Raw genomic sequence first — 24,215 nt, forward strand, 5'->3', positions numbered from 1 at the left:
ACAGTCAATTCATTACCATTCTGTTGGAATGGTAATAGCTTTAAAATTACACTCTTTATTTATAAAGAATAGTTTTGAAGTCAGTATTCGTTGAGTCACAAAATCTTAAATTGAAGAGTTTGATCATGGCTCAGATTGAACGCTGGCGGCAGGCCTAACACATGCAAGTCGAGCGGAAACGACATTATTGATTCTTCGGAGGATTTAATGGGCGTCGAGCGGCGGACGGGTGAGTAATGCCTAGGAAATTGCCTTGATGTGGGGGATAACCATTGGAAACGATGGCTAATACCGCATAATGCCTACGGGCCAAAGAGGGGGATCTTCGGACCTCTCGCGTCAAGATATGCCTAGGTGGGATTAGCTAGTTGGTGAGGTAATGGCTCACCAAGGCGACGATCCCTAGCTGGTCTGAGAGGATGATCAGCCACACTGGAACTGAGACACGGTCCAGACTCCTACGGGAGGCAGCAGTGGGGAATATTGCACAATGGGCGAAAGCCTGATGCAGCCATGCCGCGTGTATGAAGAAGGCCTTCGGGTTGTAAAGTACTTTCAGTTGTGAGGAAGGGTGTGTAGTTAATAGCTGCGCATCTTGACGTTAGCAACAGAAGAAGCACCGGCTAACTCCGTGCCAGCAGCCGCGGTAATACGGAGGGTGCGAGCGTTAATCGGAATTACTGGGCGTAAAGCGCATGCAGGTGGTTCATTAAGTCAGATGTGAAAGCCCGGGGCTCAACCTCGGAACTGCATTTGAAACTGGTGAACTAGAGTGCTGTAGAGGGGGGTAGAATTTCAGGTGTAGCGGTGAAATGCGTAGAGATCTGAAGGAATACCAGTGGCGAAGGCGGCCCCCTGGACAGACACTGACACTCAGATGCGAAAGCGTGGGGAGCAAACAGGATTAGATACCCTGGTAGTCCACGCCGTAAACGATGTCTACTTGGAGGTTGTGGCCTTGAGCCGTGGCTTTCGGAGCTAACGCGTTAAGTAGACCGCCTGGGGAGTACGGTCGCAAGATTAAAACTCAAATGAATTGACGGGGGCCCGCACAAGCGGTGGAGCATGTGGTTTAATTCGATGCAACGCGAAGAACCTTACCTACTCTTGACATCCAGAGAAGCCAGCGGAGACGCAGGTGTGCCTTCGGGAGCTCTGAGACAGGTGCTGCATGGCTGTCGTCAGCTCGTGTTGTGAAATGTTGGGTTAAGTCCCGCAACGAGCGCAACCCTTATCCTTGTTTGCCAGCGAGTAATGTCGGGAACTCCAGGGAGACTGCCGGTGATAAACCGGAGGAAGGTGGGGACGACGTCAAGTCATCATGGCCCTTACGAGTAGGGCTACACACGTGCTACAATGGCGCATACAGAGGGCAGCAAGCTAGCGATAGTGAGCGAATCCCAAAAAGTGCGTCGTAGTCCGGATTGGAGTCTGCAACTCGACTCCATGAAGTCGGAATCGCTAGTAATCGTGAATCAGAATGTCACGGTGAATACGTTCCCGGGCCTTGTACACACCGCCCGTCACACCATGGGAGTGGGCTGCAAAAGAAGTGGGTAGTTTAACCTTTCGGGGAGGACGCTCACCACTTTGTGGTTCATGACTGGGGTGAAGTCGTAACAAGGTAGCCCTAGGGGAACCTGGGGCTGGATCACCTCCTTATACGAAGATACTTACGATGAGTGTCCACACAGATTGATGGTTTAGATTTAGTTAAAGCCAGAGCTTTAATTAATAACGTAAGTTATTGATTAAAGCTTTTTGCTTTATGCTCTTTAACAATTTGGAAAGCTGACTGATTGATTACTTACGAGTAATTCAATCAAATTTAAAAGTTCTCAATGTTTATCTTTCATTAGATAAACACAACAAACACATTCAAGTGTCTTGTATTCGAATGATCAGAAATGATTGTTCATTTTTTGATTCTACTTTTTATTAAAAAGTGGAAACAAAAAGTAAATTGAGTCCGGCAAACAGTTATCAAGAATTAACCCTTCTTGATGACAACCAAAAACCTTGGTTAGTTGCCATACGCTAAGACCCTTTCGGGTTGTATGGTTAAGTGACTAAGCGTACACGGTGGATGCCTTGGCAGTCAGAGGCGATGAAAGGCGTAATAACTTGCGATAAGCCCAGATTAGGTAGTAATAACCTTTTGAGTCTGGGATTCCTGAATGGGGAAACCCACTTGCATAAGCAAGTATCCTGTTGTGAATACATAGCAACAGGAGGCAAACCGGGGGAACTGAAACATCTAAGTACCCCGAGGAAGAGAAATCAACCGAGATTCCGAAAGTAGCGGCGAGCGAAATTGGATTAGCCCTTAAGCTTTTAATGAGACAGATGAAGGCTCTGGAAAGTGCCGCAATAAAGGGTGATAGCCCCGTAATCGACATCTCATAATCAGTGAAAACGAGTAGGGCGGGACACGTGATATCCTGTCTGAATATGGGGGGACCATCCTCCAAGGCTAAATACTACTGACTGACCGATAGTGAACCAGTACCGTGAGGGAAAGGCGAAAAGAACCCCTGTGAGGGGAGTGAAATAGAACCTGAAACCGTGTACGTACAAGCAGTAGGAGCACCTTCGTGGTGTGACTGCGTACCTTTTGTATAATGGGTCAGCGACTTAATTTTAGTAGCAAGGTTAACCGTTTAGGGGAGCCGTAGGGAAACCGAGTCTTAACTGGGCGTACAGTTGCTAGGATTAGACCCGAAACCAGGTGATCTAGCCATGGGCAGGTTGAAGGTTGAGTAACATCAACTGGAGGACCGAACCGACTAATGTTGAAAAATTAGCGGATGACTTGTGGCTAGGGGTGAAAGGCCAATCAAACCTGGAGATAGCTGGTTCTCCCCGAAAGCTATTTAGGTAGCGCCTCGGACGAATACTACTGGGGGTAGAGCACTGTTAAGGCTAGGGGGTCATCCCGACTTACCAACCCTTTGCAAACTCCGAATACCAGTAAGTACTATCCGGGAGACACACGGCGGGTGCTAACGTCCGTCGTGGAGAGGGAAACAACCCAGACCGCCAGCTAAGGTCCCAAAGTATAGCTAAGTGGGAAACGATGTGGGAAGGCTCAGACAGCCAGGATGTTGGCTTAGAAGCAGCCATCATTTAAAGAAAGCGTAATAGCTCACTGGTCGAGTCGGCCTGCGCGGAAGATGTAACGGGGCTAAGCTATACACCGAAGCTGCGGCTACGTACCTTAGGGTATGTGGGGTAGGGGAGCGTTCTGTAAGCCGTTGAAGGTGGTCTGTAAGGGCTGCTGGAGGTATCAGAAGTGCGAATGCTGACATGAGTAACGATAAAGGGAGTGAAAAACTCCCTCGCCGGAAGACCAAGGGTTCCTGTCCAACGTTAATCGGGGCAGGGTAAGTCGACTCCTAAGGCGAGGCCGAAAGGCGTAGTCGATGGGAAACGGGTTAATATTCCCGTACTTCTTACAATTGCGATGGGGGGACGGAGAAGGCTAGGTGGGCCTGGCGACGGTTGTCCAGGTTCAAGTATGTAGGCGGAAAGTTTAGGTAAATCCGGACTTTCTTAACGCTGAGATACGATGTCGAGCTACTACGGTAGTGAAGTCATTGATGCCATGCTTCCAGGAAAAGCCTCTAAGCTTCAGATTGTAAGGAATCGTACCCCAAACCGACACAGGTGGTCGGGTAGAGAATACCAAGGCGCTTGAGAGAACTCGGGTGAAGGAACTAGGCAAAATGGTACCGTAACTTCGGGAGAAGGTACGCTCTTATCAGTGAAGTCCCTTGCGGATGGAGCAGACGAGAGTCGCAGATACCAGGTGGCTGCAACTGTTTATTAAAAACACAGCACTGTGCAAAATCGTAAGATGACGTATACGGTGTGACGCCTGCCCGGTGCCGGAAGGTTAATTGATGGGGTTAGACTTCGGTCGAAGCTCTTGATCGAAGCCCCGGTAAACGGCGGCCGTAACTATAACGGTCCTAAGGTAGCGAAATTCCTTGTCGGGTAAGTTCCGACCTGCACGAATGGCGTAATGATGGCCACGCTGTCTCCACCCGAGACTCAGTGAAATTGAAATCGCTGTGAAGATGCAGTGTACCCGCGGCTAGACGGAAAGACCCCGTGAACCTTTACTACAGCTTGGCACTGAACATTGAACCTACATGTGTAGGATAGGTGGGAGACTATGAAACCGCGTCGCTAGATGTGGTGGAGTCGTCCTTGAAATACCACCCTTGTAGTTTTGATGTTCTAACGTTGGTCCCTGAATCGGGATTACGGACAGTGCCTGGTGGGTAGTTTGACTGGGGCGGTCTCCTCCCAAAGAGTAACGGAGGAGCACGAAGGTGGGCTAAACACGGTTGGACATCGTGTGGTTAGTGCAATGGCATAAGCCCGCTTGACTGCGAGAATGACAATTCGAGCAGGTGCGAAAGCAGGTCATAGTGATCCGGTGGTTCTGAATGGAAGGGCCATCGCTCAACGGATAAAAGGTACTCCGGGGATAACAGGCTGATACCGCCCAAGAGTTCATATCGACGGCGGTGTTTGGCACCTCGATGTCGGCTCATCACATCCTGGGGCTGAAGTCGGTCCCAAGGGTATGGCTGTTCGCCATTTAAAGTGGTACGCGAGCTGGGTTTAGAACGTCGTGAGACAGTTCGGTCCCTATCTGCCGTGGGCGTTGGAAAATTGAAAGGGGCTGCTCCTAGTACGAGAGGACCGGAGTGGACGAACCTCTGGTGTTCGGGTTGTCATGCCAATGGCATTGCCCGGTAGCTAAGTTCGGAATCGATAACCGCTGAAAGCATCTAAGCGGGAAGCGAGCCTTGAGATGAGTTTTCCCTGGCACTATAAGTGTCCTAAAGGGTTGTCGTAGACTACGACGTTGATAGGCAGGGTGTGTAAGTGCTGCGAGGCATTGAGCTAACCTGTACTAATTGCCCGTGAGGCTTAACCATACAACACCCAAGGGGTTTTGTGGACTCAGATGTACCAGACCTTGAATGAGTTTGAAGAGAAATACTTTTAAATACAGTTTTCCAGATTATTTTGCCTTCAGTTTTTAAAAAACTGAAAGTAAAAGCAAAATTTGCTTGGCGACCATAGCATTGTGGACCCACCTGATTCCATGCCGAACTCAGAAGTGAAACACAATAGCGCCGATGGTAGTGTGGGGCTTCCCCATGTGAGAGTAGGACATCGCCAGGCTTTAATTTCGACTTTGTCTATTTAATAGACAAGTCACCATAGAGTTCTAAGTTTCTTAGAGTTTTATGTTGACTTTCAAAGTGGAAAGCGTATTATACGCGTCCTGCTTACGTGCTAAGGCACTGAAAGCAAAGCTCTTTAACAATTTAAACCTATCAATCTGTGTGGGCACTCGTTGATGAATATCAAAACGTTTTATCGTTAGATAAAACAGATTCTTCGGAATCAAAATTGATTTCAATGAACTGAGTGACCAATACGTTTAACTACTTGTAGTTATTCGGCACAGTCAATTCATTACCATTCTGTTGGAATGGTAATAGCTTTAGAATTACATGTTTACTTCGGTAAATATTAGTTTTGAAGTCAGTATTCGTTGAGTCACAAAATCTTAAATTGAAGAGTTTGATCATGGCTCAGATTGAACGCTGGCGGCAGGCCTAACACATGCAAGTCGAGCGGAAACGACACTAACAATCCTTCGGGTGCGTTAATGGGCGTCGAGCGGCGGACGGGTGAGTAATGCCTAGGAAATTGCCTTGATGTGGGGGATAACCATTGGAAACGATGGCTAATACCGCATAATGCCTACGGGCCAAAGAGGGGGATCTTCGGACCTCTCGCGTCAAGATATGCCTAGGTGGGATTAGCTAGTTGGTGAGGTAATGGCTCACCAAGGCGACGATCCCTAGCTGGTCTGAGAGGATGATCAGCCACACTGGAACTGAGACACGGTCCAGACTCCTACGGGAGGCAGCAGTGGGGAATATTGCACAATGGGCGAAAGCCTGATGCAGCCATGCCGCGTGTATGAAGAAGGCCTTCGGGTTGTAAAGTACTTTCAGTTGTGAGGAAGGGTGTGTAGTTAATAGCTGCGCATCTTGACGTTAGCAACAGAAGAAGCACCGGCTAACTCCGTGCCAGCAGCCGCGGTAATACGGAGGGTGCGAGCGTTAATCGGAATTACTGGGCGTAAAGCGCATGCAGGTGGTTCATTAAGTCAGATGTGAAAGCCCGGGGCTCAACCTCGGAACTGCATTTGAAACTGGTGAACTAGAGTGCTGTAGAGGGGGGTAGAATTTCAGGTGTAGCGGTGAAATGCGTAGAGATCTGAAGGAATACCAGTGGCGAAGGCGGCCCCCTGGACAGACACTGACACTCAGATGCGAAAGCGTGGGGAGCAAACAGGATTAGATACCCTGGTAGTCCACGCCGTAAACGATGTCTACTTGGAGGTTGTGGCCTTGAGCCGTGGCTTTCGGAGCTAACGCGTTAAGTAGACCGCCTGGGGAGTACGGTCGCAAGATTAAAACTCAAATGAATTGACGGGGGCCCGCACAAGCGGTGGAGCATGTGGTTTAATTCGATGCAACGCGAAGAACCTTACCTACTCTTGACATCCAGAGAAGCCAGCGGAGACGCAGGTGTGCCTTCGGGAGCTCTGAGACAGGTGCTGCATGGCTGTCGTCAGCTCGTGTTGTGAAATGTTGGGTTAAGTCCCGCAACGAGCGCAACCCTTATCCTTGTTTGCCAGCGAGTAATGTCGGGAACTCCAGGGAGACTGCCGGTGATAAACCGGAGGAAGGTGGGGACGACGTCAAGTCATCATGGCCCTTACGAGTAGGGCTACACACGTGCTACAATGGCGCATACAGAGGGCAGCAAGCTAGCGATAGTGAGCGAATCCCAAAAAGTGCGTCGTAGTCCGGATTGGAGTCTGCAACTCGACTCCATGAAGTCGGAATCGCTAGTAATCGTGAATCAGAATGTCACGGTGAATACGTTCCCGGGCCTTGTACACACCGCCCGTCACACCATGGGAGTGGGCTGCAAAAGAAGTGGGTAGTTTAACCTTTCGGGGAGGACGCTCACCACTTTGTGGTTCATGACTGGGGTGAAGTCGTAACAAGGTAGCCCTAGGGGAACCTGGGGCTGGATCACCTCCTTATACGAAGATACCACGATGAGTGTCCACACAGATTGATATGTTTAAACAGTTAAGAGTAACCTATGTCCCGTTCGTCTAGAGGCCTAGGACACCGCCCTTTCACGGCGGTAACAGGGGTTCGACTCCCCTACGGGATACCATCTTTAAGCACATTTATTTAAGTGTTTTTAAAAATGGTTCATTTATTGAATCAAGCTCTTTAACAATTTGGAAAGCTGACTGATTTGATTACTTACGAGTAATTCAAATCAAATTTAAAAGTTCTCAATGTTTATCTTTCATTAGATAAACACAACAAACACATTCAAGTGTCTTGTATTCGAATCAATGTTTACATTGATTCACAATTGAGTCCGGCAAACAGTTATCAAGAATTAACCCTTCTTGATGACAACCAAAAACCTTGGTTAGTTGCCATACGCTTATTTGTCTTCACTCCTGTTTGTCTTCACTTTTTAAAAGTGAAAATAAAAAGGAAAGTGAAAGCAAATAGAAACCCTTTCGGGTTGTATGGTTAAGTGACTAAGCGTACACGGTGGATGCCTTGGCAGTCAGAGGCGATGAAAGGCGTAATAACTTGCGATAAGCCCAGATTAGGTAGTAATAACCTTTTGAGTCTGGGATTCCTGAATGGGGAAACCCACTTGCATAAGCAAGTATCCTGTTGTGAATACATAGCAACAGGAGGCAAACCGGGGGAACTGAAACATCTAAGTACCCCGAGGAAGAGAAATCAACCGAGATTCCGAAAGTAGCGGCGAGCGAAATTGGATTAGCCCTTAAGCTTTTAATGAGACAGATGAAGGCTCTGGAAAGTGCCGCAATAAAGGGTGATAGCCCCGTAATCGACATCTCATAATCAGTGAAAACGAGTAGGGCGGGACACGTGATATCCTGTCTGAATATGGGGGGACCATCCTCCAAGGCTAAATACTACTGACTGACCGATAGTGAACCAGTACCGTGAGGGAAAGGCGAAAAGAACCCCTGTGAGGGGAGTGAAATAGAACCTGAAACCGTGTACGTACAAGCAGTAGGAGCACCTTCGTGGTGTGACTGCGTACCTTTTGTATAATGGGTCAGCGACTTAATTTTAGTAGCAAGGTTAACCGTTTAGGGGAGCCGTAGGGAAACCGAGTCTTAACTGGGCGTACAGTTGCTAGGATTAGACCCGAAACCAGGTGATCTAGCCATGGGCAGGTTGAAGGTTGAGTAACATCAACTGGAGGACCGAACCGACTAATGTTGAAAAATTAGCGGATGACTTGTGGCTAGGGGTGAAAGGCCAATCAAACCTGGAGATAGCTGGTTCTCCCCGAAAGCTATTTAGGTAGCGCCTCGGACGAATACTACTGGGGGTAGAGCACTGTTAAGGCTAGGGGGTCATCCCGACTTACCAACCCTTTGCAAACTCCGAATACCAGTAAGTACTATCCGGGAGACACACGGCGGGTGCTAACGTCCGTCGTGGAGAGGGAAACAACCCAGACCGCCAGCTAAGGTCCCAAAGTATAGCTAAGTGGGAAACGATGTGGGAAGGCTCAGACAGCCAGGATGTTGGCTTAGAAGCAGCCATCATTTAAAGAAAGCGTAATAGCTCACTGGTCGAGTCGGCCTGCGCGGAAGATGTAACGGGGCTAAGCTATACACCGAAGCTGCGGCTACGTACCTTAGGGTATGTGGGGTAGGGGAGCGTTCTGTAAGCCGTTGAAGGTGGTCTGTAAGGGCTGCTGGAGGTATCAGAAGTGCGAATGCTGACATGAGTAACGATAAAGGGAGTGAAAAACTCCCTCGCCGGAAGACCAAGGGTTCCTGTCCAACGTTAATCGGGGCAGGGTAAGTCGACTCCTAAGGCGAGGCCGAAAGGCGTAGTCGATGGGAAACGGGTTAATATTCCCGTACTTCTTACAATTGCGATGGGGGGACGGAGAAGGCTAGGTGGGCCTGGCGACGGTTGTCCAGGTTCAAGTATGTAGGCGGAAAGTTTAGGTAAATCCGGACTTTCTTAACGCTGAGATACGATGTCGAGCTACTACGGTAGTGAAGTCATTGATGCCATGCTTCCAGGAAAAGCCTCTAAGCTTCAGATTGTAAGGAATCGTACCCCAAACCGACACAGGTGGTCGGGTAGAGAATACCAAGGCGCTTGAGAGAACTCGGGTGAAGGAACTAGGCAAAATGGTACCGTAACTTCGGGAGAAGGTACGCTCTTATCAGTGAAGTCCCTTGCGGATGGAGCAGACGAGAGTCGCAGATACCAGGTGGCTGCAACTGTTTATTAAAAACACAGCACTGTGCAAAATCGTAAGATGACGTATACGGTGTGACGCCTGCCCGGTGCCGGAAGGTTAATTGATGGGGTTAGACTTCGGTCGAAGCTCTTGATCGAAGCCCCGGTAAACGGCGGCCGTAACTATAACGGTCCTAAGGTAGCGAAATTCCTTGTCGGGTAAGTTCCGACCTGCACGAATGGCGTAATGATGGCCACGCTGTCTCCACCCGAGACTCAGTGAAATTGAAATCGCTGTGAAGATGCAGTGTACCCGCGGCTAGACGGAAAGACCCCGTGAACCTTTACTACAGCTTGGCACTGAACATTGAACCTACATGTGTAGGATAGGTGGGAGACTATGAAACCGCGTCGCTAGATGTGGTGGAGTCGTCCTTGAAATACCACCCTTGTAGTTTTGATGTTCTAACGTTGGTCCCTGAATCGGGATTACGGACAGTGCCTGGTGGGTAGTTTGACTGGGGCGGTCTCCTCCCAAAGAGTAACGGAGGAGCACGAAGGTGGGCTAAACACGGTTGGACATCGTGTGGTTAGTGCAATGGCATAAGCCCGCTTGACTGCGAGAATGACAATTCGAGCAGGTGCGAAAGCAGGTCATAGTGATCCGGTGGTTCTGAATGGAAGGGCCATCGCTCAACGGATAAAAGGTACTCCGGGGATAACAGGCTGATACCGCCCAAGAGTTCATATCGACGGCGGTGTTTGGCACCTCGATGTCGGCTCATCACATCCTGGGGCTGAAGTCGGTCCCAAGGGTATGGCTGTTCGCCATTTAAAGTGGTACGCGAGCTGGGTTTAGAACGTCGTGAGACAGTTCGGTCCCTATCTGCCGTGGGCGTTGGAAAATTGAAAGGGGCTGCTCCTAGTACGAGAGGACCGGAGTGGACGAACCTCTGGTGTTCGGGTTGTCATGCCAATGGCATTGCCCGGTAGCTAAGTTCGGAATCGATAACCGCTGAAAGCATCTAAGCGGGAAGCGAGCCTTGAGATGAGTTTTCCCTGGCACTATAAGTGTCCTAAAGGGTTGTCGTAGACTACGACGTTGATAGGCAGGGTGTGTAAGTGCTGCGAGGCATTGAGCTAACCTGTACTAATTGCCCGTGAGGCTTAACCATACAACACCCAAGGGGTTTTGTGGACTCAGATGTACCAGACCTTGAATGAGTTTGAAGAGAAATACTTTTAAATACAGTTTTCCAGATTATTTTGCCTTCAGTTTTTAAAAAACTGAAAGTAAAAGCAAAATTTGCTTGGCGACCATAGCATTGTGGACCCACCTGATTCCATGCCGAACTCAGAAGTGAAACACAATAGCGCCGATGGTAGTGTGGGGCTTCCCCATGTGAGAGTAGGACATCGCCAGGCTTTAATTTCGACTTTGTCTATTTAATAGACAAGTCACCATAGAGTTCTAAGTTTCTTAGAGTTTTATGTTGACTTTCAAAGTGGAAAGCGTATTATACGCGTCCTGCTTACGTGCTAAGGCACTGAAAGCAAAGCTCTTTAACAATTTAAACCTATCAATCTGTGTGGGCACTCGTTGATGAATATCAAAACGTTTTATCGTTAGATAAAACAGATTCTTCGGAATCAAAATTGATTTCAATGAACTGAGTGACCAATACGTTTAACTACTTGTAGTTATTCGGCACAGTCAATTCATTACCATTCTGTTGGAATGGTAATAGCTTTAGAATTACATGTTTACTTCGGTAAATATTAGTTTTGAAGTCAGTATTCGTTGAGTCACAAAATCTTAAATTGAAGAGTTTGATCATGGCTCAGATTGAACGCTGGCGGCAGGCCTAACACATGCAAGTCGAGCGGAAACGACACTAACAATCCTTCGGGTGCGTTAATGGGCGTCGAGCGGCGGACGGGTGAGTAATGCCTAGGAAATTGCCTTGATGTGGGGGATAACCATTGGAAACGATGGCTAATACCGCATAATGCCTACGGGCCAAAGAGGGGGACCTTCGGGCCTCTCGCGTCAAGATATGCCTAGGTGGGATTAGCTAGTTGGTGAGGTAATGGCTCACCAAGGCGACGATCCCTAGCTGGTCTGAGAGGATGATCAGCCACACTGGAACTGAGACACGGTCCAGACTCCTACGGGAGGCAGCAGTGGGGAATATTGCACAATGGGCGAAAGCCTGATGCAGCCATGCCGCGTGTATGAAGAAGGCCTTCGGGTTGTAAAGTACTTTCAGTTGTGAGGAAGGGTGTGTAGTTAATAGCTGCGCATCTTGACGTTAGCAACAGAAGAAGCACCGGCTAACTCCGTGCCAGCAGCCGCGGTAATACGGAGGGTGCGAGCGTTAATCGGAATTACTGGGCGTAAAGCGCATGCAGGTGGTTCATTAAGTCAGATGTGAAAGCCCGGGGCTCAACCTCGGAACTGCATTTGAAACTGGTGAACTAGAGTGCTGTAGAGGGGGGTAGAATTTCAGGTGTAGCGGTGAAATGCGTAGAGATCTGAAGGAATACCAGTGGCGAAGGCGGCCCCCTGGACAGACACTGACACTCAGATGCGAAAGCGTGGGGAGCAAACAGGATTAGATACCCTGGTAGTCCACGCCGTAAACGATGTCTACTTGGAGGTTGTGGCCTTGAGCCGTGGCTTTCGGAGCTAACGCGTTAAGTAGACCGCCTGGGGAGTACGGTCGCAAGATTAAAACTCAAATGAATTGACGGGGGCCCGCACAAGCGGTGGAGCATGTGGTTTAATTCGATGCAACGCGAAGAACCTTACCTACTCTTGACATCCAGAGAAGCCAGCGGAGACGCAGGTGTGCCTTCGGGAGCTCTGAGACAGGTGCTGCATGGCTGTCGTCAGCTCGTGTTGTGAAATGTTGGGTTAAGTCCCGCAACGAGCGCAACCCTTATCCTTGTTTGCCAGCGAGTAATGTCGGGAACTCCAGGGAGACTGCCGGTGATAAACCGGAGGAAGGTGGGGACGACGTCAAGTCATCATGGCCCTTACGAGTAGGGCTACACACGTGCTACAATGGCGCATACAGAGGGCAGCAAGCTAGCGATAGTGAGCGAATCCCAAAAAGTGCGTCGTAGTCCGGATTGGAGTCTGCAACTCGACTCCATGAAGTCGGAATCGCTAGTAATCGTGAATCAGAATGTCACGGTGAATACGTTCCCGGGCCTTGTACACACCGCCCGTCACACCATGGGAGTGGGCTGCAAAAGAAGTGGGTAGTTTAACCTTTCGGGGAGGACGCTCACCACTTTGTGGTTCATGACTGGGGTGAAGTCGTAACAAGGTAGCCCTAGGGGAACCTGGGGCTGGATCACCTCCTTATACGAAGATACTTACGATGAGTGTCCACACAGATTGATTAGGTTTAGAAAAGTAAAGAGACGATATTGGGTCTGTAGCTCAGCTGGTTAGAGCGCTCGCCTGATAAGCGGGAGGTCGGTGGTTCAAGTCCACTCAGACCCACCAATATCGACCTAGATGGGGCTATAGCTCAGCTGGGAGAGCGCCTGCCTTGCACGCAGGAGGTCTGCGGTTCGATCCCGCATAGCTCCACCATCTTTAAGGGTTTTTCCCTAAGAATCTTTAAAAATGGTTTCGAAAGAAATCAAGCTCTTTAACAATTTGGAAAGCTGACTGATTTGATTACTTACGAGTAATTCAATCAAATTTAAAAGTTCTCAATGTTTATCTTTCATTAGATAAACACAACAAACACATTCAAGTGTCTTGTATTCGAATCAATGTTTACATTGATTCACAATTGAGTCCGGCAAACAGTTATCAAGAATTAACCCTTCTTGATGACAACCAAAAACCTTGGTTAGTTGCCATACGCTTATTTGTCTTCACTCCTGTTTGTCTTCACTTTTTAAAAGTGAAAATAAAAAGGAAAGTGAAAGCAAATAGAAACCCTTTCGGGTTGTATGGTTAAGTGACTAAGCGTACACGGTGGATGCCTTGGCAGTCAGAGGCGATGAAAGGCGTAATAACTTGCGATAAGCCCAGATTAGGTAGTAATAACCTTTTGAGTCTGGGATTCCTGAATGGGGAAACCCACTTGCATAAGCAAGTATCCTGTTGTGAATACATAGCAACAGGAGGCAAACCGGGGGAACTGAAACATCTAAGTACCCCGAGGAAGAGAAATCAACCGAGATTCCGAAAGTAGCGGCGAGCGAAATTGGATTAGCCCTTAAGCTTTTAATGAGACAGATGAAGGCTCTGGAAAGTGCCGCAATAAAGGGTGATAGCCCCGTAATCGACATCTCATAATCAGTGAAAACGAGTAGGGCGGGACACGTGATATCCTGTCTGAATATGGGGGGACCATCCTCCAAGGCTAAATACTACTGACTGACCGATAGTGAACCAGTACCGTGAGGGAAAGGCGAAAAGAACCCCTGTGAGGGGAGTGAAATAGAACCTGAAACCGTGTACGTACAAGCAGTAGGAGCACCTTCGTGGTGTGACTGCGTACCTTTTGTATAATGGGTCAGCGACTTAATTTTAGTAGCAAGGTTAACCGTTTAGGGGAGCCGTAGGGAAACCGAGTCTTAACTGGGCGTACAGTTGCTAGGATTAGACCCGAAACCAGGTGATCTAGCCATGGGCAGGTTGAAGGTTGAGTAACATCAACTGGAGGACCGAACCGACTAATGTTGAAAAATTAGCGGATGACTTGTGGCTAGGGGTGAAAGGCCAATCAAACCTGGAGATAGCTGGTTCTCCCCGAAAGCTATTTAGGTAGCGCCTCGGACGAATACTACTGGGGGTAGAGCACTGTTAAGGCTAGGGGGTCATCCCGACTTACCAACCCTTTGCAAACTCCGAATACCAGTAAGTACTATCCGGGAGACACACGGCGGGTGCTAACGTCCGTCGTGGAGAGGGAAACAACCCAGACCGCCAGCTAAGGTCCCAAAGTATAGCTAAGTGGGAAACGATGTGGGAAGGCTCAGACAGCCAGGATGTTGGCTTAGAAGCAGCCATCATTTAAAGAAAGCGTAATAGCTCACTGGTCGAGTCGGCCTGCGCGGAAGATGTAACGGGGCTAAGCTATACACCGAAGCTGCGGCTACGTACCTTAGGGTATGTGGGGTAGGGGAGCGTTCTGTAAGCCGTTGAAGGTGGTCTGTAAGGGCTGCTGGAGGTATCAGAAGTGCGAATGCTGACATGAGTAACGATAAAGGGAGTGAAAAACTCCCTCGCCGGAAGACCAAGGGTTCCTGTCCAACGTTAATCGGGGCAGGGTAAGTCGACTCCTAAGGCGAGGCCGAAAGGCGTAGTCGATGGGAAACGGGTTAATATTCCCGTACTTCTTACAATTGCGATGGGGGGACGGAGAAGGCTAGGTGGGCCTGGCGACGGTTGTCCAGGTTCAAGTATGTAGGCGGAAAGTTTAGGTAAATCCGGACTTTCTTAACGCTGAGATACGATGTCGAGCTACTACGGTAGTGAAGTCATTGATGCCATGCTTCCAGGAAAAGCCTCTAAGCTTCAGATTGTAAGGAATCGTACCCCAAACCGACACAGGTGGTCGGGTAGAGAATACCAAGGCGCTTGAGAGAACTCGGGTGAAGGAACTAGGCAAAATGGTACCGTAACTTCGGGAGAAGGTACGCTCTTATCAGTGAAGTCCCTTGCGGATGGAGCAGACGAGAGTCGCAGATACCAGGTGGCTGCAACTGTTTATTAAAAACACAGCACTGTGCAAAATCGTAAGATGACGTATACGGTGTGACGCCTGCCCGGTGCCGGAAGGTTAATTGATGGGGTTAGACTTCGGTCGAAGCTCTTGATCGAAGCCCCGGTAAACGGCGGCCGTAACTATAACGGTCCTAAGGTAGCGAAATTCCTTGTCGGGTAAGTTCCGACCTGCACGAATGGCGTAATGATGGCCACGCTGTCTCCACCCGAGACTCAGTGAAATTGAAATCGCTGTGAAGATGCAGTGTACCCGCGGCTAGACGGAAAGACCCCGTGAACCTTTACTACAGCTTGGCACTGAACATTGAACCTACATGTGTAGGATAGGTGGGAGACTATGAAACCGCGTCGCTAGATGTGGTGGAGTCGTCCTTGAAATACCACCCTTGTAGTTTTGATGTTCTAACGTTGGTCCCTGAATCGGGATTACGGACAGTGCCTGGTGGGTAGTTTGACTGGGGCGGTCTCCTCCCAAAGAGTAACGGAGGAGCACGAAGGTGGGCTAAACACGGTTGGACATCGTGTGGTTAGTGCAATGGCATAAGCCCGCTTGACTGCGAGAATGACAATTCGAGCAGGTGCGAAAGCAGGTCATAGTGATCCGGTGGTTCTGAATGGAAGGGCCATCGCTCAACGGATAAAAGGTACTCCGGGGATAACAGGCTGATACCGCCCAAGAGTTCATATCGACGGCGGTGTTTGGCACCTCGATGTCGGCTCATCACATCCTGGGGCTGAAGTCGGTCCCAAGGGTATGGCTGTTCGCCATTTAAAGTGGTACGCGAGCTGGGTTTAGAACGTCGTGAGACAGTTCGGTCCCTATCTGCCGTGGGCGTTGGAAAATTGAAAGGGGCTGCTCCTAGTACGAGAGGACCGGAGTGGACGAACCTCTGGTGTTCGGGTTGTCATGCCAATGGCATTGCCCGGTAGCTAAGTTCGGAATCGATAACCGCTGAAAGCATCTAAGCGGGAAGCGAGCCTTGAGATGAGTTTTCCCTGGCACTATAAGTGTCCTAAAGGGTTGTCGTAGACTACGACGTTGATAGGCAGGGTGTGTAAGTGCTGCGAGGCATTGAGCTAACCTGTACTAATTGCCCGTGAGGCTTAACCATACAACACCCAAGGGGTTTTGTGGACTCAGATGTACCAGACCTTGAATGAGTTTGAAGAGAAATACTTTTAAATACAGTTTTCCAGATTATTTTGCCTTCAGTTTTTAAAAAACTGAAAGTAAAAGCAAAATTTGCTTGGCGACCATAGCATTGTGGACCCACCTGATTCCATGCCGAACTCAGAAGTGAAACACAATAGCGCCGATGGTAGTGTGGGGCTTCCCCATGTGAGAGTAGGACATCGCCAGGCTTTAAATTTGAACACTTGTCAGCGACGACAAGTATTCCACTGCGGAGTGGTAGTTCAGTTGGTTAGAATACCGGCCTGTCACGCCGGGGGTCGCGGGTTCGAGTCCCGTCCACTCCGCCACTTATTCGATAACCTCGCCTAGTGCGAGGTTTTTTCGAATCTGAAGTAAGATAAAGTTTTAGGGGTGTAGCTCCAATTGGCAGAGCAGCGGATTCCAAATCCGCGTGTTGGGAGTTCGAATCTCTCCACCCCTGCCATATTTAAGGCTCTAGCAGAAATGCTAGAGCCTTTTTATTTTCTGAATCAAATATAATACACCATTAGCAGAGCAGCGGATTCCCCGACTTACCAAAACAGCGCGTGTTGGGAGTTCGAATCTCTCCACCCCTGCCATATTTAAGGCTCTAGCAGAAATGCTAGAGCCTTTTTATTTTCTGAATCAAATATAATACACCATTAGCAGAGCAGCGGATTCCCCGACTTACCAAAACAGCGCGTGTTGGGAGTTCGAATCTCTCCACCCCTGCCATATACGAAGCCTCAGCAGAAATGCTGGGGCTTTTTTACGTCTGTTGTCCCGTCCTGAAATGTGTTTACACATTGAGGACGAATTATGACTACTTCAAATAATACCTACGTTAAGCGCACTCAGCGTGATTACACACTAGGCTTTAAATTACAGGTCGTCGCCGCTGTAGAAAGAGGCGATATGACATATAAACAAGCCCAAACCATTTATGGTATCCAAGGCCGCTCAACCGTTTTAACCTGGCTTCGAAAGCACGGTAAGATGAATTGGGCGCAAAATCCAAGGATCAATGCCATGCACAAATCACCTAAACCTGAAGAATCACCTGCACAGAAAATAAAACGTCTTGAGAAAGAGTTAGAAGACGAAAAAATCAAGAATCTCTTTTTAAATAGAGTAGTTGATATTCTTGATGCTGAGCACGGAACCAGTCTCAGAAAAAAGTATCTAGCCAAGGAGCAAGAAGCCTTCAAAAGCAGGAAGGACTAAGTTTAGTTCGAGTATGTAAGCTATGCGGGATAACGAGACAAAGCGTTTATCAACGAGAAAAGCGAGCTGTTAATCGCCAGTTGGAACTTAAACCCATCAAACAAATGGTGTTGGATATTAGACGTTATATGCCTCGGGTAGGTACTAGAAAACTCTACTTTTTACTAAAGCCAAAGTTGCAAGCACAGGGTATAAAGCTAGGTCGAGATGCGCTTTTCAAATACTTAAGAGATGAACGATTATTGGTAAGACCTAAACGTAGTTTTACAAAAACGACCAACAGTAGACATTGGATGAAGAAACACCCGAACTTATTAAAGGATTACCAACCATGTAGTCCAGAGAGTGTGTTGGTGAGTGATATAACCTATGTCCAATCAGATGAAGGAGTTCACTATCTCTCATTGGTAACTGATGCGTTTAGTCGGAAAATTATGGGCTACGAGCTGAGCAACGAAATGAAGGCGACGGATGTTGTGAAAGCGCTAGATATGGCTGTTAAGGGACGTCAATATCATTGTTCGTGTATCCATCACTCTGATCGTGGTCTCCAGTACTGCTCAGGTGTTTATCAAGATAAGTTGAAAAGTAGCGGCATAATCCCCTCGATGACAGACGGTTATGACTGCTACCAAAATGCATTAGCAGAGAGAGTAAATGGAATACTGAAACAAGAGTTCTTACTTGATAAGTGTAGAAACCTCGGAGAGCTTAAACAACTAGTAAAAGAGTCTATAAGTACCTATAACAACATGAGGCCGCACCTTAGCCTTAGGATGAAAACTCCAAATGAGGTGCATGAAAAAAGCCAACAGCTGGCGCTATTGGCTTAGTAGAAATACTGTCAACGTATTTTAGGACGAGACATGTTGCTTCTATGAAGCAATGTTGGGAGAACTAGGCGTCTCCCAAGGCTCGCCAGCCCGATCGAATCTCCGGAGTCCTGGCTCAGTCGACCCTTGCCATACTTAGTGTGTCCGGTAGAAATGCTATAGCCTTTTTATTTTTGTTACTTTAGCTATTCCTATCCACTCGCACCTCTGGAAACCTATTTGTTGTAACCTTCCGTTTTTAGACTTAGTTGAAAAATAGAGTCTTTCTGCTCAACACTCATTTAATACCGCAGCTTCCGATAATGGCTAAAGTTACTGCTGCTAGGTTCTTAGTCTCATTACTTTTGTTTCAAGATTAAATGGTAAAGCCTATCCAATTTATACTTATACAACTGAAGGTCGATTTGGTGGGGGTGCCTAATAGTGCTACAGACGAATGGGCTCTTTGCATTACTTGTCTCTAATAAGGACTAGAATAGAGCTAAGATCGTTTTTTCACGAGTCTTCGGGATCGTTATTAAATTTCCTTTTCCTTCCTTTGGTCTCAGCTCAATCTAGAATTTAGCCCACATAGATGCTTTTGATTGTGGAATATTTGACGTGTCCAATTTCTAGAGGATACAAAAAAGGCCACCTAAATTAGGCAGCCTAGTTTAATATTATGAGATGTTAATCTAGCTCTTTCTCTGCTTGCTTTGCTTTTTCGATCATAGGAGTAATTGTCGAGCCTTGTACTAAAATCGAGAATACAACTACCGCATAGGTCATAACGAGGATGACCTCTTTTACGTCGATGAGCTTCTCTTCAATTACCCAAATACCAGAAGGTATGGAAAGTGCCATAGCGAGTGCTAAGCCGCCACGTAAACCACCCCAAGTTAGAATTTTTATAGACCATGGGTTGTAAGTTCTAAAGCGCTTAAACCCGATATAAGACAAGAAGACACTTAGGTAGCGAGCGCTTAGTACTAGAGGAACAGCGAAAGCCATTAAGATCCAGTCTTCTTGGTGGAATTTGAATAGCAACATTGACATACCGATTAGTAAGAACAATACACCATTCAAGAATTCATCTATCAATTCCCAGAAGTGGTCTAGATGATCCTCACTCTCTTTTGAGAATCCGATAAATCGAGTCCAGTTACCAATCATGATTCCTGAAACTACCATCGCCAATGGGCCTGATACATGTAGAACTTCAGCAAAGGCATAACCAGCAGTTGGGATACCGATGGTTAATAGCAGTTCCATCGAGTGGTCGTCGGTGTTGCTGATTAGATAGTGGAATATCAACCCCAAAGCAAAGCCATAGACGATACCGCCAATCGCCTCTTGGATGAATAACATAGTCACGCTACCTACAGTCGGTGCTTCTGTACCGAACGCAATGGTAAATAGGGTAACGAAGATAACTAAGCCAAAACCATCGTTGAATAGAGACTCTCCCTCGATTTGAGTTGAGATTCGTCTGGGAGCATCGAGTTTCTTTACGATGGCTAACACGGCAATTGGATCGGTCGGGGAGATTAGAGAACCAAAGAGTAAGCAGTAAATTAGATCAAATTGAATACCGATGAACTGACAGAACCCATAGAGCACAAAACCAATAAAGAATGTTGAAAATAGCGTTGCCCCTAATGCGAGTACTGTTATTTCCCACTTTTGGTCTTTTAGGTTTGGTAATTTAATTCCCAACCCGCCTGCAAATAGTAAGAATCCTAATATCCCTTTTAGAAGGAAATCTTCAAAATTGATACTGGCAACGGTCTCTGAGGCAATGTCTGCCAATTGGAACCAATTATTTTGTCCCGCAATGATAATCAATAGAGATAGCATCATTGAACCAGCGGTGATGGCGATGGTTGTCTGCATCTTACCAATTTTGGTATTCACGAAAGCAATAAGCATGGCAGCAGCGGACAAGAAGCATAGGGTGTAATAGACCGACATTGGCATTCCAATATGTAACAAAGTATGAATATGAATTTTCGTTGTCTCATGCTCAAATAGCAAACATTTTTTTGTCATGACTCGGTAATCAATTTCCTTTTTTAGACGTCTAGACTCCTTTTTAATGTGTGATAGGATGGAGGGATAATTAAAGGAATGAGGTTGTACTGTGGGAAGCAATGTAAGGCAAAAGATTGAAGTTCTGTTGAAGCAAAGAATTTTACTGATCGATGGTGGCATGGGCACTATGATTCAGGACTATAAATTGGAAGAGCAAGACTACCGCGGTGAACGTTTTGCTAATTGGCATCGTGACTTAAAGGGCAACAATGACCTTTTAGTTCTTACACAGCCTAAGCTTATCAAAGATATCCATACTGAATATTTGGAAGCTGGGGCCGACATCCTCGAAACCAATACCTTTAATGCTACAACCATTGCTATGGCCGATTACGATATGGAAAGCCTTAGCGAAGAAATTAACTTTGCTGCTGCCAAGCTAGCTCGTGAAGCTGCTGATGAGTGGACAGCAAAGACTCCGGATAAACCTCGCTTTGTGGCAGGGGTGTTAGGCCCAACAAACCGAACGTGCTCTATATCCCCAGATGTTAATGATCCAGGCTACCGTAATGTTAGCTTTGACGAATTGGTTGAAGCTTACTCTGAGTCTACTCGTGCTCTTATCAAGGGTGGCTCAGATCTTATTCTTATCGAAACCATCTTTGATACGCTAAACGCGAAAGCATGTGCTTTTGCTGTTGAATCAGTTTTTGAAGAAATTGGTATTAAATTGCCAGTCATGATCTCAGGCACCATAACTGATGCATCAGGCCGTACGCTTTCAGGACAGACTACTGAGGCATTCTATAACGCCCTTCGTCATGTTAAACCTATTTCGTTTGGATTGAACTGTGCACTCGGGCCAGATGAATTGCGTGAGTACGTTGGTGAGATGTCTCGTATCTCAGAAAGCTATGTGTCTGCTCACCCTAACGCTGGTTTACCTAATGCGTTTGGCGAGTATGACCTTTCTCCCGAAGATATGGCTGAACATGTTAAAGAATGGGCTGAAAGTGGCTTCTTGAACTTAATTGGTGGCTGTTGTGGTACGACACCAGAACATATTCGTCAGATGGCCGCGGCTGTTGACGGTGTAATGCCGCGCCAATTACCCGACTTGCCAGTATCTTGCCGTCTTTCGGGGTTAGAGCCGTTGACGATCGCCAAAGAATCTCTGTTTGTGAACGTAGGTGAGCGTACTAACGTTACCGGCTCTGCTCGATTTAAGCGCCTTATCAAAGAAGAACTCTATGATGAAGCTTTGAGTGTTGCTCGAGAGCAAGTTGAGAATGGCGCTCAAATTATCGATATCAACATGGATGAAGGGATGCTAGACGCTGAGGCGTGTATGGTTAAATTCCTTAATCTATGTGCGTCTGAGCCTGAGATCTCGAAAGTGCCAGTCATGGTCGACTCTTCAAAATGGGAAGTTATTGAAGCGGGTCTGAAATGTATTCAGGGTAAAGGCATCGTTAACTCTATCTCATTGAAGGAAGGGAAAGAGAAGTTTGTCGAACAAGCGAAACTGGTTCGCCGATATGGTGCAGCCGTTATCGTCATGGCGTTCGATGAAGTTGGCCAAGCTGATACTCGAGAGCGTAAAGTTGAGATTTGTACCAATGCCTACAATATTCTGGTTGATGAAGTGGGCTTCCCACCTGAAGATATTATTTTTGACCCGAACATCTTTGCGGTGGCAACGGGTATTGATGAGCATAATAACTATGCGGTCGATTTCATTGAAGCGGTAGGCGATATCAAACGAGACTTACCTCACGCAATGATCTCTGGTGGTGTATCGAATGTTTCATTCTCATTCCGAGGTAATAACTACGTTCGTGAGGCTATCCACGCAGTATTCCTATATCACTGTTTTAAAAACGGTATGGATATGGGTATCGTAAATGCTGGGCAATTAGAGATTTACGATAATGTGCCTGAGGATTTGCGTGAAGCGGTTGAAGATGTGGTTCTAAACCGTCGAGATGATTCTACTGAGCGCTTGCTAGATATTGCGACTGAGTATCTAGAGCGTGCAGTGGGGAAAGTTGAAGATAAATCCGCTTTAGAGTGGCGTACTTGGCCAGTAGAAAAGCGTTTAGAACACTCTTTAGTGAAAGGTATTACTGACTTTATTGTTGAAGATACCGAAGAAGCTCGCGTTAATGCTTCTCGCCCTATTGAGGTGATTGAAGGCCCATTAATGGATGGTATGAACGTGGTTGGTGATCTGTTTGGTGAAGGTAAAATGTTCCTTCCTCAAGTGGTGAAATCTGCACGTGTTATGAAGCAAGCGGTAGCCCATCTAGAACCATTTATTAATGCAACCAAAGACGTTGGTGCGACTAACGGAAAAATCTTACTTGCGACCGTAAAAGGCGATGTTCACGATATTGGCAAAAACATTGTTGGCGTTGTCTTACAGTGTAATAACTACGAAATTATCGACTTAGGCGTGATGGTTTCATGTGAAAAAATCCTCAAGGTCGCTAAGGAAGAGAACGTCGATATCATCGGCCTTTCGGGTTTAATCACTCCTTCACTGGATGAGATGGTTCATGTGGCTAAAGAGATGGAGAGACAAGGCTTCAAACTGCCTCTTCTGATTGGTGGAGCAACGACATCCAAAGCGCATACAGCCGTTAAGATTGAACAGAACTACTCTGAGCCAGTTGTATATGTAAATAATGCCTCACGCGCTGTGGGTGTATGTACCTCACTACTCTCTGATGAATTGAAACCTGCTTTCGTTGAGAAGTTGGATATCGATTACGATCGCGTTCGAGATCAGCACAATCGTAAGAAGCCGCGCACCAAGCCGGTCACACTAGAGGGAGCTCGTGCCAATAAAGTCGCTATCGATTGGGATGCGTATACTCCACCGGCACCCGCTAAACCGGGAGTTCACATCTTCAATGATTTTGATGTAGCTACTCTGCGTCAGTACATCGATTGGACTCCATTCTTTATGACATGGTCATTGGTTGGTAAGTACCCAGCTATTTTGGATCATGAAGAAGTGGGTGAAGAGGCAAAACGTTTATTCAAAGATGCCAATGATTTACTGGATCGCGTAGAGAAAGAGAAGCTGCTTGAAGCGCGTGGTATGTGTGCCATGTTTCCAGCGAACAGTGTTGGTGATGATATTGAGGTGTATACCGATGAATCTCGTACAGAAGTGCTGAAGGTTCTGCATAATCTTCGCCAGCAAACCGAGAAGCCAAAAGGTTTTAACTACTGCTTGTCAGATTACATTGCTCCAAAAGACAGCGGTAAAGCTGACTGGATTGGTGGCTTTGCGGTTACTGGTGGTATTGGTGAGCGAGAGCTGGCTGATGAATACAAAGCGAAAGGCGATGACTACAACGCAATCATGATTCAGGCGGTTGCGGACCGTTTGGCTGAGGCGTTCGCGGAGTATCTGCATAAAGAAGTGAGAAAGGACATTTGGGGTTACTCGCCAGATGAGGATTTGTCTAACGATGATTTGATTCGCGAGAAGTACCAAGGTATTCGTCCTGCTCCGGGTTACCCAGCCTGTCCTGAACATACAGAGAAAGGCACGTTGTGGGAGCTTATGGACGTTGAAAAGGCAATCGACATGTCACTAACCACGAGTTACGCGATGTGGCCTGGTGCTTCAGTATCTGGTATGTACTTTTCACATCCTGATGCCCGATACTTTGCTATTGCACAGATTCAACAAGATCAAGTGGATAGCTATGCTGACCGAAAAGGTTGGGACATGTTAGAAGCCGAGAAGTGGTTAGGTCCAAACATTAACTAGTTTGAATCTATGACGAGCTTTGATTCGTAAAGTAGAAAAGAGAAAGGGTTGCTTAATAGCAACCCTT

3 protein-coding genes, 5 tRNA genes and 9 rRNA genes are annotated in these 24,215 nt (G+C 47.2%); 16 read left to right on the top strand and 1 reads right to left on the bottom strand.

What is annotated here, in order from left to right; translation table 11 throughout:
- Positions 1-107: 107 nt before the first annotated feature.
- The 15 genes from ITG09_01850 (at position 108) to ITG09_01920 (ending at position 18,351) form a co-directional block, all read left to right on the top strand.
- Positions 108-1,662 (top strand): 16S ribosomal RNA (locus tag ITG09_01850).
- A 397-nt stretch (positions 1,663-2,059) separates the two neighbouring features.
- Positions 2,060-4,952: ribosomal RNA gene (locus ITG09_01855) — 23S ribosomal RNA — on the top strand.
- A 134-nt stretch (positions 4,953-5,086) separates the two neighbouring features.
- Positions 5,087-5,202: ribosomal RNA gene (gene rrf / locus ITG09_01860) — 5S ribosomal RNA — on the top strand.
- Positions 5,203-5,595: 393 nt separating this feature from the next.
- Positions 5,596-7,150 (top strand): 16S ribosomal RNA (locus tag ITG09_01865).
- Positions 7,151-7,214: 64 nt separating this feature from the next.
- Positions 7,215-7,290: transfer RNA gene (locus tag ITG09_01870), tRNA-Glu, on the top strand.
- A 372-nt stretch (positions 7,291-7,662) separates the two neighbouring features.
- Positions 7,663-10,555 (top strand): 23S ribosomal RNA (locus ITG09_01875).
- A gap of 134 nt (positions 10,556-10,689) precedes the next feature.
- Positions 10,690-10,805, top strand: a 5S ribosomal RNA gene (rrf, locus tag ITG09_01880).
- Between the two features lie 393 nt (positions 10,806-11,198).
- Positions 11,199-12,753 (top strand): 16S ribosomal RNA (locus tag ITG09_01885).
- 67 nt (positions 12,754-12,820) lie between these two features.
- Positions 12,821-12,897: transfer RNA gene (locus tag ITG09_01890), tRNA-Ile, on the top strand.
- Positions 12,898-12,911: 14 nt separating this feature from the next.
- A tRNA-Ala gene (locus tag ITG09_01895) sits at positions 12,912-12,987 on the top strand.
- Between the two features lie 370 nt (positions 12,988-13,357).
- Positions 13,358-16,250 (top strand): 23S ribosomal RNA (locus ITG09_01900).
- A 134-nt stretch (positions 16,251-16,384) separates the two neighbouring features.
- Positions 16,385-16,500, top strand: a 5S ribosomal RNA gene (gene rrf / locus ITG09_01905).
- The 16S, 23S and 5S rRNA genes sit together here with 5 tRNA genes alongside, the layout of an rRNA operon.
- Before the next feature lie 43 nt (positions 16,501-16,543).
- Positions 16,544-16,620: transfer RNA gene (locus tag ITG09_01910), tRNA-Asp, on the top strand.
- 60 nt (positions 16,621-16,680) lie between these two features.
- Positions 16,681-16,757: transfer RNA gene (locus ITG09_01915), tRNA-Trp, on the top strand.
- Positions 16,758-17,113: 356 nt separating this feature from the next.
- Positions 17,114-18,351, top strand: a protein-coding gene (locus ITG09_01920) for an IS3 family transposase (GenBank protein ID UPR52429.1) whose coding sequence is annotated in 2 segments (ribosomal slippage) — positions 17,114-17,486 and positions 17,486-18,351 — 1,239 coding nt in all. Because the reading frame shifts where the segments join, the coding sequence is not laid out codon by codon here.
- 669 nt (positions 18,352-19,020) lie between these two features.
- On the opposite strand, the gene ITG09_01925 is transcribed toward ITG09_01920, so the two are convergent.
- Positions 19,021-20,301, bottom strand: coding sequence for a sodium:proton antiporter (locus tag ITG09_01925; protein ID UPR52430.1), 1,281 nt, complete (start codon positions 20,299-20,301; stop codon positions 19,021-19,023).
- Between the two features lie 169 nt (positions 20,302-20,470).
- Between ITG09_01925 and metH the strand changes: the two genes are divergently transcribed.
- Complete coding sequence (metH, locus tag ITG09_01930) at positions 20,471-24,148, top strand: methionine synthase (protein ID UPR52431.1); 3,678 nt, start codon at positions 20,471-20,473, stop codon at positions 24,146-24,148.
- Positions 24,149-24,215 lie beyond the last annotated feature (67 nt).

The sequence above is a fragment of the Vibrio cyclitrophicus genome, from assembly GCA_023206055.1.
GTDB lineage: Bacteria > Pseudomonadota > Gammaproteobacteria > Enterobacterales > Vibrionaceae > Vibrio > Vibrio cyclitrophicus_A.

What these genes read in the sequence shown, in the direction of transcription:
- ITG09_01925 (UPR52430.1), bottom strand. Translation starts at nt 20,301, where the DNA reads ATGTCGGTCTATTACACCCTATGCTTCTTGTCCGCTGCTGCCATGCTT.